This is a genomic window from Pseudomonas sp. FW305-3-2-15-C-LB1, assembly GCF_058787615.1.
In genome coordinates this window covers 242,185-255,973 of record NZ_JBYSZX010000001.1, presented here as the reverse complement: position 1 = coordinate 255,973, position 13,789 = coordinate 242,185, and the positions used below count along the sequence as shown (strand labels likewise).

15 protein-coding genes, 1 pseudogene and 1 riboswitch are annotated in these 13,789 nt (G+C 61.2%); of the genes and pseudogenes, 8 read left to right on the top strand and 8 right to left on the bottom strand.

The window, feature by feature from the left end; all coding sequences use genetic code 11:
• Positions 1 to 267: 267 nt before the first annotated feature.
• Both AC3WP7_RS01295 and AC3WP7_RS01290 read right to left on the bottom strand, forming a co-directional pair.
• Positions 268 to 1,950 carry a fatty acid--CoA ligase gene (locus AC3WP7_RS01295; protein WP_071491173.1) on the bottom strand — a complete coding sequence of 561 codons (1,683 nt, stop codon included), beginning with the start codon at positions 1,948 to 1,950 and terminating at the stop codon, positions 268 to 270.
• A gap of 131 nt (positions 1,951 to 2,081) precedes the next feature.
• Entirely contained in the window at positions 2,082 to 2,714 is a 633-nt protein-coding gene (locus AC3WP7_RS01290; RefSeq protein ID WP_058422966.1) for a LysE family translocator, read from the bottom strand.
• 84 nt (positions 2,715 to 2,798) lie between these two features.
• Between AC3WP7_RS01290 and AC3WP7_RS01285 the strand changes: the two genes are divergently transcribed.
• The 3 genes from AC3WP7_RS01285 to AC3WP7_RS01275 all read left to right on the top strand — a co-directional run bounded on the left by AC3WP7_RS01285 (position 2,799) and on the right by AC3WP7_RS01275 (position 5,638).
• Complete coding sequence (locus AC3WP7_RS01285) at positions 2,799 to 3,764, top strand: 2-hydroxyacid dehydrogenase (RefSeq protein WP_092240768.1); 966 nt, start codon at positions 2,799 to 2,801, stop codon at positions 3,762 to 3,764.
• A 30-nt stretch (positions 3,765 to 3,794) separates the two neighbouring features.
• Positions 3,795 to 4,793, top strand: a complete 999-nt coding sequence (locus AC3WP7_RS01280; RefSeq protein WP_071491171.1) for a methyltransferase — start codon at positions 3,795 to 3,797, stop codon at positions 4,791 to 4,793.
• Positions 4,794 to 4,843: 50 nt separating this feature from the next.
• Positions 4,844 to 4,965, top strand: a riboswitch (yybP-ykoY riboswitch).
• Between the two features lie 88 nt (positions 4,966 to 5,053).
• Positions 5,054 to 5,638, top strand: a complete 585-nt coding sequence (locus AC3WP7_RS01275; protein WP_004372026.1) for a TMEM165/GDT1 family protein — start codon at positions 5,054 to 5,056, stop codon at positions 5,636 to 5,638.
• A 52-nt stretch (positions 5,639 to 5,690) separates the two neighbouring features.
• Here the strand turns inward: AC3WP7_RS01275 and AC3WP7_RS01270 are convergent, their stop codons facing one another.
• The gene (locus AC3WP7_RS01270; protein WP_071491170.1) at positions 5,691 to 6,509 is read right to left on the bottom strand and encodes a M48 family metallopeptidase; all 819 of its coding nucleotides are present in this window, start codon (positions 6,507 to 6,509) and stop codon (positions 5,691 to 5,693) included.
• Positions 6,510 to 6,748: 239 nt separating this feature from the next.
• Here AC3WP7_RS01270 and AC3WP7_RS01265 point away from each other — a divergent pair.
• Together AC3WP7_RS01265 and AC3WP7_RS01260 are read left to right on the top strand one after the other, a co-directional pair.
• Positions 6,749 to 8,029: pseudogene (locus AC3WP7_RS01265) on the top strand (methyl-accepting chemotaxis protein); the annotation flags it as partial.
• Positions 8,030 to 8,044: 15 nt separating this feature from the next.
• On the top strand, positions 8,045 to 8,887 hold the full coding sequence (locus AC3WP7_RS01260) for a methyl-accepting chemotaxis protein (RefSeq protein ID WP_371918697.1): 843 nt from the start codon (positions 8,045 to 8,047) through the stop codon (positions 8,885 to 8,887).
• Here the strand turns inward: AC3WP7_RS01260 and AC3WP7_RS01255 are convergent.
• From AC3WP7_RS01255 to AC3WP7_RS01245, 3 genes are read right to left on the bottom strand one after another with little or no spacing between them, the layout of a single operon-like run.
• Positions 8,884 to 9,504, bottom strand: a complete 621-nt coding sequence (locus AC3WP7_RS01255; protein WP_071491168.1) for an SOS response-associated peptidase — start codon at positions 9,502 to 9,504, stop codon at positions 8,884 to 8,886. The genes AC3WP7_RS01260 and AC3WP7_RS01255 overlap by 4 nt on opposite strands.
• A gap of 36 nt (positions 9,505 to 9,540) precedes the next feature.
• Entirely contained in the window at positions 9,541 to 9,801 is a 261-nt protein-coding gene (locus AC3WP7_RS01250; protein ID WP_071491167.1) for a putative signal transducing protein, read from the bottom strand.
• 11 nt (positions 9,802 to 9,812) lie between these two features.
• The gene (locus AC3WP7_RS01245; protein ID WP_071491166.1) at positions 9,813 to 9,995 is read right to left on the bottom strand and encodes a CPXCG motif-containing cysteine-rich protein; all 183 of its coding nucleotides are present in this window, start codon (positions 9,993 to 9,995) and stop codon (positions 9,813 to 9,815) included.
• Between the two features lie 132 nt (positions 9,996 to 10,127).
• Here AC3WP7_RS01245 and AC3WP7_RS01240 point away from each other — a divergent pair, with 132 nt between their 5' ends.
• Positions 10,128 to 11,291: a 1-acyl-sn-glycerol-3-phosphate acyltransferase gene (locus tag AC3WP7_RS01240; protein WP_170856024.1), complete on the top strand. Its 1,164-nt coding sequence runs from the start codon at positions 10,128 to 10,130 to the stop codon at positions 11,289 to 11,291.
• A 59-nt stretch (positions 11,292 to 11,350) separates the two neighbouring features.
• Here AC3WP7_RS01240 and AC3WP7_RS01235 read toward each other — a convergent pair whose 3' ends face one another.
• Positions 11,351 to 11,608: a hypothetical protein gene (locus tag AC3WP7_RS01235; protein WP_092240764.1), complete on the bottom strand. Its 258-nt coding sequence runs from the start codon at positions 11,606 to 11,608 to the stop codon at positions 11,351 to 11,353.
• A gap of 183 nt (positions 11,609 to 11,791) precedes the next feature.
• Between AC3WP7_RS01235 and AC3WP7_RS01230 the strand changes: the two genes are divergently transcribed.
• Positions 11,792 to 12,001 (top strand): hypothetical protein, encoded by a 210-nt coding sequence (locus tag AC3WP7_RS01230; RefSeq protein ID WP_092240762.1) that lies wholly within the window; start codon positions 11,792 to 11,794, stop codon positions 11,999 to 12,001.
• 56 nt (positions 12,002 to 12,057) lie between these two features.
• Here AC3WP7_RS01230 and AC3WP7_RS01225 read toward each other — a convergent pair whose 3' ends face one another.
• Positions 12,058 to 12,645 (bottom strand): YajG family lipoprotein, encoded by a 588-nt coding sequence (locus AC3WP7_RS01225; protein WP_071491162.1) that lies wholly within the window; start codon positions 12,643 to 12,645, stop codon positions 12,058 to 12,060.
• Between the two features lie 194 nt (positions 12,646 to 12,839).
• On the opposite strand from AC3WP7_RS01225, the gene AC3WP7_RS01220 reads away from it, so the two are divergent.
• On the top strand, positions 12,840 to 13,073 hold the full coding sequence (locus AC3WP7_RS01220) for a hypothetical protein (RefSeq protein WP_092240760.1): 234 nt from the start codon (positions 12,840 to 12,842) through the stop codon (positions 13,071 to 13,073).
• Positions 13,074 to 13,789 lie beyond the last annotated feature (716 nt).

The window sequence follows — 13,789 nt, the reverse complement described above, 5'->3', positions numbered from 1 at the left end:
CGGAATACAACGATTCCAATGCCGCTCGGCAGCCGAGCCCCCATGGCCCGAAGCGGAACATCCGTGAAAAACTCTGGAAGGGACTATAGCCAGCAGGGGGTAGTGCTTGATCCCTCTAAAGTGTGATTTGCATCACCGACCCGTCTGCCACGACCCTTTCGCCACGTCGGCGAAGGCCGACGCGGCAAGGATGGCTGAAAATCGGCAAATCACAAGTCAAGGCGCGAGATAGAGCATTGCCGTGCCACAAGGGCGCGGCGAATCAGCTCACAGGGTGGACAGGAACGTGCTGTTGTTGGCCTGCCATTCGATGATGTCGATACGGATACGTTTTTTGTCGAGTTTTCCTACGCTCGTCTTGGGAATTTCAGTAACAACGGCAATCTGGCTCGGAATCGCCCACTTGCTCAAGTGGCCCAGTTCCACGAACGGCTTGAGGTGTTCCTTGAGCTCACGAGCGCCTATCACATGGCCATCACGCACCACCAGCAAGGCAAATGGGCGTTCGCCCCACTGCGGGTCGGCAATGCCCACCACCGCTACTTCGCGTACCGCCGGGTGACGGCTGACCAGGTCTTCGAGGGCCAGGGACGAGATCCATTCGCCGCCGGTCTTGATCACGTCCTTGATGCGGTCGCGGATATCAATCACCCCAAAGGCATCCAGGGTCGCCACGTCGCCGGTGTGCATCCAACCGCCCGCCCACAGCTCGGCGCCCTTTTGCGGCTCGTTGAAATAACCCTCGCTGAGCCACGGTGCGCGCAATACCAGCTCGCCCTGGGACTCGCCATCGGCGGGCAGGAAGTTGCCGTCGCCGTCGATGATCGCCGCTTCTACCAACGGCCCGGGCACGCCGGCCTTGATGCGGTACGTGGTGCGCTCATCCTCGTTGCCCGCCATCAATTCTTCGTTGAGGTGGGCGCAGGACACCAGCGGCCCGGTCTCGGACATCCCATAGGCCGCAGTCAACTGAATGCCACGGGCCTTGGACGCTTCGTACAGCGAACGGTTGAGCGCACTGCCGCCGATGACGATTTTCCAGCCACCGAAATCCACATCCTGGGCGGCCTTGGCGTTGAGCACCATCTGCAGGATGGTCGGCACGCAGTGAGAGAAGGTGACCTTTTCCTTGCGCCACAGCTCCACCAGGTATTCCGGGTCGTAGCGACCGGGGTAGACCTGTTTCAGGCCGAGCATGGTCGCCACATACGGCAGGCCCCAGGCGTGCACGTGGAACATCGGCGTGATTGGCATGTACACATCGTTGGTGCCCAGCAGGCGCACACTGTCGACGCTGCCCATGATGGTCGCCACGCCCATGGTGTGCAGCACCAGTTGGCGATGGGTGAAATACACACCCTTGGGGTTGCCGGTGGTGCCGGTGGTGTAGAAGGTGGTGGCGACGGAATTTTCGTCGAAGTCCTGGAAGTCGTACTTCGGGCTGGCGGCGGCCAGCAGGGTTTCGTACTCGCCCACCAGGTTGGGCAGCTCGGCAGTCTTGGCCTCGCCATCGGTGAGCAGCAGGGTCTTGTCGACGGTGGTGAGCTGCCCGGCAATCGCCTGGTAAAGCCCCACGAACTCGCTGTTGACCAGCACGAAGCGGTCCTCGGCGTGGTTCATGGTGTAGAGGATCTGTTCCGGCGAGAGGCGCACGTTGATGGTGTGGATCACCGCGCCGATCATCGGGATGGCGAACATGCATTCCAGGTAACGGTGGCTGTCCCAGTCCATCACCGCCACGGTATCACCGGCCTTGACCCCGGCTTCAGTCAGCACGTTGGCCAGGCGCGCAACGCGCTCGATCAGGGTCGGGTAGGTGTAACGCAGTCTGTCGCGGTAGATGATCTCCCGGGTCTTTTCATAGCGGGTGCCGGACATCAACAGGCGTTTGATCAACAGCGGGTATTGGTACGCACCTTCGGCGGGCGGGATAACACGGGTCTGCAACATACGAATCCCTTTTCTGACTGCACGGTCTTGGCTTGAAGACCTGCACTTTAGAGACCTTATGTTTCAGCCAAATCAGCCAAAGGAATGATTTGCAGACCCCAGCGAATGCTAGCTTTGCGCCAGTATCCGGCTTATTTCATGCTGGTGAAGGCCAGCTTGACTCCAATCGCAATCAACACCGCGCCCATGGTCCGATCGAACCAATGCCCCATCCGCGCAAACCCCGCACGCACGCGCTGCTGGCTGAACAACATCGCCACCAGGCAGAACCACAGCGCCGTCGCCACCGCCAGGTACACACCGTAACCGGCCTGGATCGCCAGCGGGGTGTGCGGGTTGATCACCACGGTGAACAACGACAGGAAGAACAAGGTGGCCTTGGGGTTCAGGCCATTGGTCACAAAACCAGCAGTGAACGCCCCACGCGGGGTGCGTTCGCCCGCCTCGCGGTGCAACTCACCTTCAACAGGTGGCTTGGCCGGCTGCGCGCGCAGGGCCTTGAAGCCGATGTACAGCAGGTAGGCCGCCGCCGCCCACTTGAGTGCGTTGAACAGCACGATGGACTGGGACACGATCAAGCCGATGCCGAGCAACGAGTAGCCCACGTGCAGGAAAATCGCCGAGCCCACGCCCAGTGCGGTCCAGGTACCGGCGCGGCGGCCGTGGGTCACGCTTTCACGCACCACCACCGCGAAATCCGGGCCGGGGCTGGCCACCGCCAACAAGTGAATCAGAGCTACGGTCAAGAACTCGGCGGCGTACATACTCACTCCATTAAGTAACGGATTATTTCATCTGATAGGCTCGGCAGATTACGCCTTCGAACCCTGTCGCAAAAGGTACAGTTGATGACGAACAATCGCCGCGCCGTCTTCCTTGATCACCCGTCCCTGGACCTGGGGGACCTTGACCTCAGCGAATTGCGCAACAGCTTCAGCGAGTTGCAGTTGTTTACCGACACCACACCGCAGAACGTGGTTGAACGCGTGCAAGGCGCCCACGTGGTGATCAGTAACAAAATCGCCCTCAATACCGCAACCCTGGCGGCCTGCCCGGAGCTCAAGCTGATCCTGGTTTCAGCCACCGGCACCAACAACGTCGACCTCGACGCCGCCCGCGCCCACGGCATCACCGTGAGCAACTGCCAGGGCTACGGCACGCCGTCGGTGGCCCAGCACACGATCATGCTGTTGCTCAACCTGGCGACGCGCTTGAAGGATTACCAAAGAGACGTGAGCGCCGGCAAGTGGCAGGAGGCCAAGCAGTTCTGCCTGCTGGACCACCCGATTGTCGAACTCGAAGGCAAGACCCTCGGCCTGCTCGGCCACGGTGAACTGGGCGGCGCCGTGGCGCGCCTGGCCGAAGCCTTCGGCATGCGTGTGGTGCTGGGTGCGATTCCGGGGCGGCCTGCCCGCGCCGACCGCGTGCCACTGGATGAACTGCTGGCGCAGGTCGACGCGCTCACCCTGCACTGCCCGCTCAACGAACACACCCGCGACTTTATCGGCGCCCGCGAACTGGCGCTGCTCAAGCCCGGCGCGTTTGTGGTCAACACCGCGCGCGGTGGCTTGATCAATGAGCAGGCCCTGGCGGACGCCTTGCGCAGCGGCCATCTGGGCGGCGCGGCCACCGATGTACTGAGCGTGGAGCCGCCGGTGGAGGGCAATCCGCTGTTGGCCGGTGACATCCCTCGGCTGATCGTGACCCCGCACAACGCCTGGGGCAGTCGCGAAGCGCGGCAGCGCATCGTCGGCCAACTGGCGGAAAACGCCCGGAGCTTCTTCAGTGGGGCCCCGCTGCGCGTCGTCAGTTGATAAACTGCGCCCCTTTTCAAGGAGCAGACCATGGATCCGCGCAGTGAAGTACTGCTTCGCCAGGCCGAACTTTTTCAAGGCAACCTGCTGTTGGTGGGCTTGCCCGCCGACGATCTGCTCGGTCGCCTGCCCAACGCCCACGGCTGGAGCTGGCACGCCGGCGACCAGGCGGCACTCGACGCACGTTTCCCTGAGCGCAGCCAGTTTGGCGTGAACGTGCCTGACAGGGCGTTTGATACAGCGGTGATCTTCCTGCCCAAGTCCAAGGACCTGACCGACTATCTGCTCAACGCCGTGGCCGCCCGTTTGCCCGGCGCCGAGCTGTTCCTGGTCGGCGAGAAAAAGGCCGGGATCGAAAGCGCCGCCAAACAGCTAATCCCCTTCGGCAAACCGCGCAAACTCGACAGCGCGCGGCATTGCCAACTGTGGCAGATCACCGTGGTCAACGCCCCCCAAGCGGTCGAGCTGGAGAGCCTGGCGCAGGTCTTCGAAGTGCCATTGACCGAAGGCCCGCTGAAGGTAGTGAGCTTGCCGGGGGTGTTCAGCCACGGCCGTCTGGATCGCGGCACCGAGCTGCTGCTGGAGCACCTGGACAAACTGCCGAGCGGACATCTGCTGGACTTTGGTTGCGGCGCTGGGGTGCTGGGGGCTGCGGTCAAACGGCGCTATCCGCACAACACGGTGACGATGCTCGACGTGGACGCCTTCGCCGCCGCCAGCAGTCGCTTGACCCTGGCCGCAAATGGTCTGGAAGCCGAGGTATTGACCGGCGATGGCATCGACGCGGCACCGATGGGTTTGAACGCGATTCTGAGCAATCCACCGTTCCATGTCGGTGTGCATACCGATTATTTCGCCACCGAGAATCTGCTGCGAAAAGCGGCGAAACACCTGGCAAAGGGCGGCGAACTTCGCCTGGTTGCCAACAGCTTCCTGAAGTACCAGCCTTTGATCGAAGAGCATCTGGGCGTGTGTGCGGTGAAGGCCGAAGGCAACGGTTTTCGCATCTACCGTGCCAAGCGCGGCTGACGGGCGTTTGAAAAAGAAGGCTTGCCGAATGGATTTTGCCTAGGCAGAATCCGCAGCGTCCTAGGGGAGTAGTCTCCCACGAGCGCCACGCTCGTCCGGCATACGTCAACATACTTGGTCAGCAGACCATGGCGTATGCGACCCAGGAGTCCGCACAGACGGACCGGGGTTTGACAAGACCTATGACACGCACACCTTACCCGGGGCGGGAAGGCTGTACGTGTCATAGCCGTGTCGACCCGCCCCTGGAAACCTACCTGATGCTGGATTCATTGCTCGTACCCACCGCAATCGTTGCCTTGGCCGAAATCGGCGACAAGACGCAACTGCTCGCGCTCATCCTTGCCGCACGCTTTCGCAAACCCTGGCCGATCATCGCCGGCATCGTTGCCGCGACCCTGGCCAACCATGCGGCGGCCGGTGCCGTGGGGGCGTGGTTCGGAAGTTTCTTCTCGGATGCGGTGTTGCACTGGATCCTGGCGGCAAGCTTCTGCGCCACGGCGCTGTGGACCCTGGTGCCGGACAAACTCGACGATGACGAAGCCAGCACCACACGCAAATTCGGGCCGTTCCTGACCACGCTGATCGCGTTCTTCCTGGCGGAAATCGGTGACAAGACGCAGATCGCCACGGTGATGCTGGCGGCGCAGTATCCGGAGCTGTGGCTGGTGATCATCGGCACCACCCTGGGCATGCTGATTGCCAACGTGCCGGTGGTTTTGGCGGGGAATTTCGCGGCGGAGAAACTGCCGTTGACGTTGATTCGTCGCTTGGCCGCTACAGCGTTTTTCATCCTGGCCATTGTGGCCGTGTACAAAGCCATGCAAAGCAGCGGGTGGATCTAAGGGTTCCTGTGGGAGGGGGCTTGCCCCCTTCCACATTTAGATCTTCAAAAGGTCAGGATTTCTTGGCCTGCTGGTACAACGGCATCACCTTCGGAATCGCCGCCTGCAACGAGGCGATTCGGCTGTCGGAAGCCGGGTGAGTACTCATGAACTCCGGTGGTGCGCCTTCCGAAGCCTTGGCCATCTTGTTCCACAGCGTAATCGCCGCGTTCGGGTTGTAGCCGGCACGGGCCGCCAGCTCCAGGCCGATCAGGTCCGCTTCGTTTTCATTGCTGCGGCTGTTGGGCAAGGTCATGCCGTAGTTGGCCACGGTATCGGCCAGGGCCAGGCTGTCCTGGCCGAGGCCGAACAACGCACCGGCCCCCTGCTTGGCCATCTCGATCCCGTAGGCCTTGGACATGGCTTCGCGGCCATGCTCACGCAAGGCGTGGGCGATTTCATGGCCCATCACGGCGGCCAGCTCGTCATCGGTGAGCTTAAGGTTGTCGATCAACGCGCTGTACACGAAGATTTTGCCGCCAGGCCCGCAGTTGGCGTTCATCTCATCGCTCTTGATCAGGTTCACTTCCCACTTCCACTGCGCCGCATCCGCACGGAACGTCGGCGCCTGTGCGATCAAGCGGTTGGCGATGGCCTGCACGCGCTTGGCGTTGGCGCTGGTCTTGTCCAGTTGGCCCTTGCTGCTGGCCTCCCCCAGGGTCTGCTGGTAGGACTGGGCATACATCTGGTCGACTTCCTGGCTCGACAGCATGCTGAACATGTACTGCTTGCGCTCTACCCCGACAGCACCGCCGCTGGTGGTATTGACCGACTGACACCCGGCCAGCAGCATCGCCGCGACCAAACCACTTATCACCAATGACTTCTTCATCAACACTCTCCCTGATAGCAAGCCCTTAAACATGGCGCGTATCGTAGGCGCACATTTGTATCGACGCCAGATACACCAGACATGTAACCGCTGATTTTCCGATACATCTCACATGTCAGCGGCGGCGCCGAGCATTCTGTTTGCGACACAGCCCCCTATTTTGCCGGCGCCCTCCTCATGCCCACCTCGCCCTCGGCCGATACACAAGACAGGCCCTCTCCCCTGCGCCCGGAGCTTTCATGAAATTCAAGTCGATTCAATTTTCTGTCGCGGCCCTGGCCGGGGCCATTGTCCTGAGCGTAGTGGCGGTGCTGGTGCTCTACGCCTTGTTTGCCGGCGCGCGCACCCAGGAGATGGTGCAGAAGCGCACCCAGGTGCAGTTCGAACAGATTATCGAACAGCGCCTCACCGCCCTGGCGCAAACCCAGGCCACGCTGATCCAGCGTGAATTGGAAGCGCCGTTGGTAACCGCCAAAAGCCTGGCCACTACCAACGCACTGCTCGGCATGAAAGACGCGAAGGGTGAACCCGCCCTGCAGGTTGGCCGCGAGCAACTGATCAACCTGCTGCACGAAACCGTGGTACGCAATCCAAAAATCCTCGGCGCCTACATCGGCTGGGAGCCCAACGCTATCGATCACAACGACGCGGCCTACGTGAACAGCCCGATTGTCGGCATGGGCGCCGACGGACGTTTCCTGCCGTGGTGGTACCGCAACGCAGATGGCAGCCTGGGCATGGATAAACTGGCCGACGTGGCCGACCAGAAAATCCTCTCCACAGGCGTGCGCGCCAGCGAGTACTACCTGTGCTCCAAGGAAAGCAAAAAGGCCTGTGTCATCGACCCCGCGCCCTACAAGGTGGGCAACGCGATGGTGATGCTGGCCTCGTTTATCGAGCCAATCATGATCGATGGCACGTTCCAGGGGATCGTCGGCGCCGACCTGTCGGTGAACTTCATCCAGGACATGCTGACCGGGGCCGACCAGAAACTCTACAACGGTGCCGGTGAACTGGCGCTGATCTCCAGCAACGGCCGCCTGGTAGCCTACACCCAGGACGCCAGCAAACTCGGCGAAAAGGCCAGCGACCTGCTCGACAGCAATGAACTGGCCAACCTCGGCCAGCTGAAAATCGGCGAAGTGCGCTACGACATCGACAAGGAGCACGGGCATATCGAGTTGTTCCTGCCGTTCAACATCGGCCAGACCGATGCGCGCTGGACCTTGATGATGCAGCTGCCTTTGAGTGCCGTAATGGCCGACTCGCAGAAACTGCAAAGCGACCTGGAAACCCAACGCAGGACCGATATTTTCGGCATGACCATCGCCGGCCTGCTGATCGCCGGTATCGGCCTGCTGGTGATCTGGCTGGTAGGCCACGGCATCGCCCGGCCACTCAAGCAAATGGTCGCGATGCTCAATGACATCGCCCAGGGCGAAGGTGACCTGACGCGGCGCCTGACCAGTGATCGCGCCGACGAACTGGGCGCGATTGCCAACGGTTTCAACACCTTCCTGATCAAGCTGCAAGGCATGATCACCCAGGTGGTGAGTTCGGTGCAGAAGGTCAGCGACTCGTCGGAGCACACCGCTGATATCGCGATCCGTACCAACCAGGGTGTGCATAAACAGATGGTGGAGATCGACCAGGTCGCCACCGCCGTGCATGAGATGACCGCCACTGCGCAAGACGTTGCACGCAATGCCACCCAAGCCGCACAGGCCGCCAGCCATGCCGACCAGGCCGCGAGCCAGGGCATGCGTATTGTGCGTGACACCTCCACCTCCATCGGCACGCTCGCCGAGGAAATCGGCAAGGCCGTCGGTGTGGTGCAAACCCTGGCCAAGGACAGCGAAAACATCAACGCCATCCTCACGGCGATTCGCGGGATTGCCGAGCAGACCAACCTGCTGGCACTCAACGCCGCCATCGAGGCGGCGCGGGCCGGCGAGCAAGGTCGTGGTTTTGCCGTGGTCGCCGACGAAGTGCGCAACCTGGCGCAGAAGACGCAAAAGGCCACTGAAGAAATCCAGACCATGATCCAGCAGTTGCAACAAGGCACGCGGGATGTGGTGCGGGTGATGGAGGACAGCCAGAACCGCACCGATGAAAGCGTGCAACACGCGGCCAAGGCGGCCGAAGCACTGGAGACCATCACCCAGGCGGTGTCGGTGATCAACGACATGAACACCCAGATCGCCAGTGCCGCCGAGGAGCAGAGCGCGGTGGCCGAGGACATCAATCGCAACGTGATCAATATCGGCCAGGTGGCCAATGAAGTGGCGGGCGGCGCGGATGAATCCAGTGCGGCCAGTGCCGACTTGACCAAGTTGGCCGAGCAGCAGCGCCGGCTGATCAATCAGTTCAAGGTTTAAGCCGGGGTCAGGCACTCCGGCCCGTTAAGCTTGGGATCATTGACCATGTTGGCCAGGACCCGCTCGCGCAACGCGCTCGGCTCGCTGGCCAGCAGGCCTTGCAACACATGCAACGGCGTCTCGGGGTCGAGCCAGGCTGCCTGTCCGGCCTCATCCAGAATCAGTGGCCGACGCTGGGCCTGCGCGGCCTGGGTCACTACCGCGGTGCTCAGCCACACCTGTTCCTGCACCGGGTAGGCCTCCCAGATCGCGGCAAAAAACAACGTGGAGCCCTCCCCCGGTGTCAGCCAGTACGGGCGCTTGCGCTGGGTGCCACGCCATTCGTAGAACCCATTGGCCGGTAGCAGGCAGCGACGCTGGCGGAACGCTTCGCGAAACATCGGCTGTTCGGCCAGGGTTTCGGCGCGGGCGTGGGCGGGGGTACGGGAAAGATCGGTCAACCAGGGCGGGGTGAGCCCCCAGCGGGCGCGAGCCAGGGTGCGCTGGCCGTCGGCGGCGCGCTGGATCAGCACAGAATCATTCGGGGAAATGTTCCATTGGGCCTGCTGGTCGGCCGGAAAGCCCGGCAGGGCAGCAAAAGCGGGGGTCCAGCGAAACAGGGCATAACGTCCACACATGGGGTAACACGACTCTTGGGTAAACCGACCGACAGCCTAACAGACCAGCACGTCGGGGAAGCTGTCGGGTTCGTCGCCCGGCAACGGTTGTGCGCCGATATAGGCGGTAATCAACTCGCGGGCGTACAGGGCGCGGTCATTGTCCACCTCCAGGCCCAGCAGGCCGAAGATGGGCAATTCGCCGGTGCCACCGAGCAAATGACGCCCCACCAGGTGCGCCTCGATACCTTCGCTGGCGAGCATCTGTTGCAGCAGCTCGCCCTCCATCAGGTTTTCCGGTTCGTAGATTCGTTGCATCAGCGTCCCCGCTATTCGTTTTCACTACGGGTTTCAAGCATCCATTCTTCGCCATGTACCTGCAGATCGAAAATGATCGGTCGGCAGCACACCTGGCAGTCCTCTATATAAACCTGATCCCCCCCGGACAAATCCACCGTTGTCTCGACCACTTCACCGCAATAAGGACAATCGTACGTCGCGTTTTCCAGCATCGCAGCCTCCAAGGTGACTTGTGCGTATAATCGCCGGTCTATTTACAGGGCTATTTTTGGCCGAGCCCATTACTCGGGCCGCACCCTGGTATTTCCTTTACTTACCCTAGCCGTTTCTAACAAGAGAGCATGATGGGCGAATTCGATACCATCCGACCTTACAACGACAGCGAAGTCCCGGCAGTGCTGGCACGTCTGTTCAGTGACAAGGCCTTTCTGGACATCCTGACCCACTTCCGCTTCCCGCGCTTCGCCGGCGCCCTGGGCTGGCTGCTCAAGCCGATGATCGCCCGCAAACTGCGCCGTGAATTCGCCGGCGTCACCACCGTGGCCACGCTGCAGGACAAAGTCGAGTACTACGTCGACCACACCATTGACCGGGCGACCGACGGCGTGACCTACACCGGGGTCGAGCAGCTCAAGTCCGGCACCGCCTACCTGTTCCTGGCCAACCACCGCGATATCGTGATGGACCCGGCCTTCGTCAACTATGCGGTATACCACGCCGGCCTGCCGACACCTCGCATCGCCATTGGCGACAACCTGCTGCAAAAGCCGTTTGTCAGCGACCTGATGCGCCTGAACAAGAGTTTCATCGTGCACCGCTCGATCACCGGGCGCAAAGAGAAGATGGCGGCGTATCAGCTGCTGTCGGCCTACATCAACCATTCGATCCGCAACGACGGTGCGTCGATCTGGATCGCCCAGGCCGAAGGGCGCGCCAAGGATGGAGATGACCGTACCGAGTCGGCGATCCTCAAGATGTTCCACGTCAGCCGCAAGGACGAGCCGTTTGCCGAGGTGATCCAGTCGCTGAACCTGACGCCGGTGTCCATCAGCTACGAATACGACCCGTGTGATTCAGCCAAGGCCCGCGAGCTGTACATCCGCGCGACCACCGGCACCTACGTCAAGGCGCAGGGCGAAGATGATGTGAGCATTGCCCTGGGCATCACCGGCTACAAGGGTCGCGTGCACATTAACTTCGCGCCGCCGATTACCGAGCGTTTCGAAGACACCAAGTTGCTGGCCGCAGAAATGGACCGGCAGATTCTGGGGGGCTACCGGTTGTTCCCGGTGCATTACCTGGCCTACGCCCAGTGGAGCGACGCCGACCCGCAATTGCAGGTGCCGACGGCGGCCGAAGTGTTCCCGGCTGATGAACTGGCCAAGGCGAAGGCGGAGTGGGAGCGACGTCTGAATGACTGCCCGGCTGAGCACCGGCCGTTCCTGGTGGTGCAATATGCGACGCCGGTGCGCAATCAGTATCGGGTCAAGGCCGGCATTCCTCTGTAAAACACCGCTCCAAATCTGGGAGGGGGCAAGCCCCCTCCCACATGTGCTTTGTGGCGTGTTTAAAGATGGGTGCTGAGCCAGGAGATGGCCAGCGCCACGCCCAGGCAGGCAAACCCGACGCGGTAAGCCAGGCGATGCGCCCGTTCGGTGCGCACATCCAGAAACAACATCGGCTGATCAATTGCGCGATCTTCGCTCTGCGCGGTGAGGTCGGCCATGGCGCGCTGTTCGCGCAGGCGGGTAATGAACAGCAGCGCCGCGCCCGGACAGGCCACGGCCAAAGCAACAACATTGGTCAAAAGTGCGGGCAGCGCCATCGCAAACCTCGGCAAAACAGTGTTTTGGTATCGGTTCAGATACAAACCTGAACGATAGTGGCCTCCGGCGCCTGAAATGCTCCCTCCCCCATTGACGGCTAATGTATCCAGTAATTTACAGCGTCACCTGAACGTCACCTTAACAAGCCACTCTGTTGCCCTTCGACGTTTCAGGAGCTTGTCATGCTGCACGCGCAAAACCAGGATCGGCTGTATCTGATCGCCCCGAGCGATGAGCAGGAAGCGCTGATCGGCGGCCTGGCCTTCAACGTCCAGGACCGCCACTGGCTGGTGTATTGCGCCCTTGGCGGACACCAGCATGCCGACCTGCCGGAGGCCGATCTGTTGACCGGGGTGAGCCTGCTGGATTTCTGTATCGACACGGCTGCATGAAACTGAAGACGAAAAAAAACCGGGCTCAGTGATGAGCCCGGCTTTTTAAGGACCGGTTATTGCGCGCTGAGCAACGAACCGATGCTTGGGTCCTTGAACAGGCGGGTCAAGGCATCGCTCAGCACGTCGCTGACCAATTTGGTGTTGGTTTCCTGGTTCGGTGACATACCGAAACGCTGGTTCAGGGACGCACCGTAGCGGCCGCTGTAGCGACGGGTGCCGGCGGTGACGTCGGACTTGAAGGTGGCGCCGATGGATGCTTCGGTCACGTACAGGCCGTCTTTAGGCGACTGGTACTTCAATTCGGCCAGGGTGATCGTCAACTGCGGAGCACCCGGCGCGTTGGGGCTCGGGGTGAAACCCAGCAGGCGCACGGCAGCTTCGGCCTGGGCCTGCAGCTTGGGCAGTACGTCTTGAGCATTCACCGAGACCAGGGCGGTTTCCGGATACAGGCCGCCGCGCGAACCGAGCGTAGGCGACGGACGACCATCCACCACACGCACCGACACCGGCTGGCCGTGACCCACGGGGGCCAACTGCGTGGTGATTTTTGGTTCCGGGGTCAGTTGTTGCGGGCTGTTGGCGCAGCCAACCAGGGTCAAACTGGTCACAGTGATCAAACCGAACAACAGGCGTTGCAACATGCTCTTCTCTCCAGAAATCGGGTACCGACAGGCGGGCAGTATAGCGGTGCGCCAGTGCCGGGAACTAGCGCCAGTTACAACCTGAGACCTGCACAGACTGTAGCGGTTCGATGTCACTGATATGTCACGGCTGATACACAGAGCCGTCATGCCCGACAGGCAAGCTTGGCCCCAATCCCAAGAGGTCTGTCGCCATGCAATTTATCTGGTCACTGTTCACGCGCAAACCCGCCCTTCGCCAGTTCGCCCTGCTCGATGTGCAAGGCCGTTGCCAGGCCTTCAAAGAGTGCTGCCAGCCTCCTGTAGGCGACGGCTGGGTGGAAATCGATGAAATCCGCCTGAGCTGGATGCACCACCCGCTGCCGGCCAGCGCTCGTGTCAGCCCACGTGCAGCGCAGCCGTCGCGTCACCAACCGTTGGCCGCCTGACCGAACGCCTAATAAAAGTCATAAAACACGCCCATTTCCCTGGCGTTCTTCGCTACAATCTCCCCCCGATTATAAGGACGTCTCCTGATCGGGCCTCGCAGCATCGTTAATGCCTCGGCATTAGCTCCAAGAATCGCCCACAGAGAGCCGCCCACACAGATCGAGTGAAGCTGGCGCGCTTGCTGTTTTCTTTGCAAACCACCCGCCTTTGCCGAATCTGCCAGAGCTGCCATTGCGCTCGGCCACTTGAGTTGTTTGCCCGTTTTGCCGCGTGTCGGCTAGGGGCCAGGTGCCAGGCTGGGGCAGCCCTTTTTTGAGGTTCACGTCTTCAAAAGAGCGTGAAAAAACGGGTTTTCACAACTTCACAAGAGTGTGGCGAGCAAATGAATAGTTTGGCGTTTGTACAAGCACCATCAGCGTCTGGAACAGCCCAACCACACAGGATCGAGTACTCCTCAACAACGGGAGCTTGAGCCTGTCCGCTACGGATTGGTTGCACGAATCGCACGCTTTGACCATAAGTCGAATTGCCACAGGCGCCCATGAATGCGTTCATAGGCAGATTAGCCCGGCAGGAAGCGTGCGCTGAACATGCAAAGAATTGCGAATCGGACATGGCGATCCTGGCCATGGGTAACCTGGGGCAACACGTGAACCGCCCCATCACTCCTGGCAGCCATGCCGTCAATTTGGTGCTGCAGATTTTGGAGACGCGT

Coding starts and splice junctions, on each gene's coding strand:
- AC3WP7_RS01250 (WP_071491167.1), bottom strand. CDS start 9,801: ATGCAACGAATCTACGAACCGGAAAACCTGATGGAGGGCGAGCTGCTG.
- AC3WP7_RS01240 (WP_170856024.1), top strand. CDS start 10,128: ATGGGCGAATTCGATACCATCCGACCTTACAACGACAGCGAAGTCCCG.
- AC3WP7_RS01270 (WP_071491170.1), bottom strand. CDS start 6,509: ATGAAGAAGTCATTGGTGATAAGTGGTTTGGTCGCGGCGATGCTGCTG.
- AC3WP7_RS01220 (WP_092240760.1), top strand. CDS start 12,840: ATGCAATTTATCTGGTCACTGTTCACGCGCAAACCCGCCCTTCGCCAG.
- AC3WP7_RS01255 (WP_071491168.1), bottom strand. CDS start 9,504: ATGTGTGGACGTTATGCCCTGTTTCGCTGGACCCCCGCTTTTGCTGCC.
- AC3WP7_RS01225 (WP_071491162.1), bottom strand. CDS start 12,645: ATGTTGCAACGCCTGTTGTTCGGTTTGATCACTGTGACCAGTTTGACC.
- AC3WP7_RS01235 (WP_092240764.1), bottom strand. CDS start 11,608: ATGGCGCTGCCCGCACTTTTGACCAATGTTGTTGCTTTGGCCGTGGCC.
- AC3WP7_RS01245 (WP_071491166.1), bottom strand. CDS start 9,995: ATGCTGGAAAACGCGACGTACGATTGTCCTTATTGCGGTGAAGTGGTC.
- AC3WP7_RS01280 (WP_071491171.1), top strand. CDS start 3,795: ATGGATCCGCGCAGTGAAGTACTGCTTCGCCAGGCCGAACTTTTTCAA.
- AC3WP7_RS01290 (WP_058422966.1), bottom strand. CDS start 2,714: ATGTACGCCGCCGAGTTCTTGACCGTAGCTCTGATTCACTTGTTGGCG.
- AC3WP7_RS01230 (WP_092240762.1), top strand. CDS start 11,792: ATGCTGCACGCGCAAAACCAGGATCGGCTGTATCTGATCGCCCCGAGC.
- AC3WP7_RS01285 (WP_092240768.1), top strand. CDS start 2,799: ATGACGAACAATCGCCGCGCCGTCTTCCTTGATCACCCGTCCCTGGAC.
- AC3WP7_RS01295 (WP_071491173.1), bottom strand. CDS start 1,950: ATGTTGCAGACCCGTGTTATCCCGCCCGCCGAAGGTGCGTACCAATAC.
- AC3WP7_RS01275 (WP_004372026.1), top strand. CDS start 5,054: ATGCTGGATTCATTGCTCGTACCCACCGCAATCGTTGCCTTGGCCGAA.
- AC3WP7_RS01260 (WP_371918697.1), top strand. CDS start 8,045: ATGATCACCCAGGTGGTGAGTTCGGTGCAGAAGGTCAGCGACTCGTCG.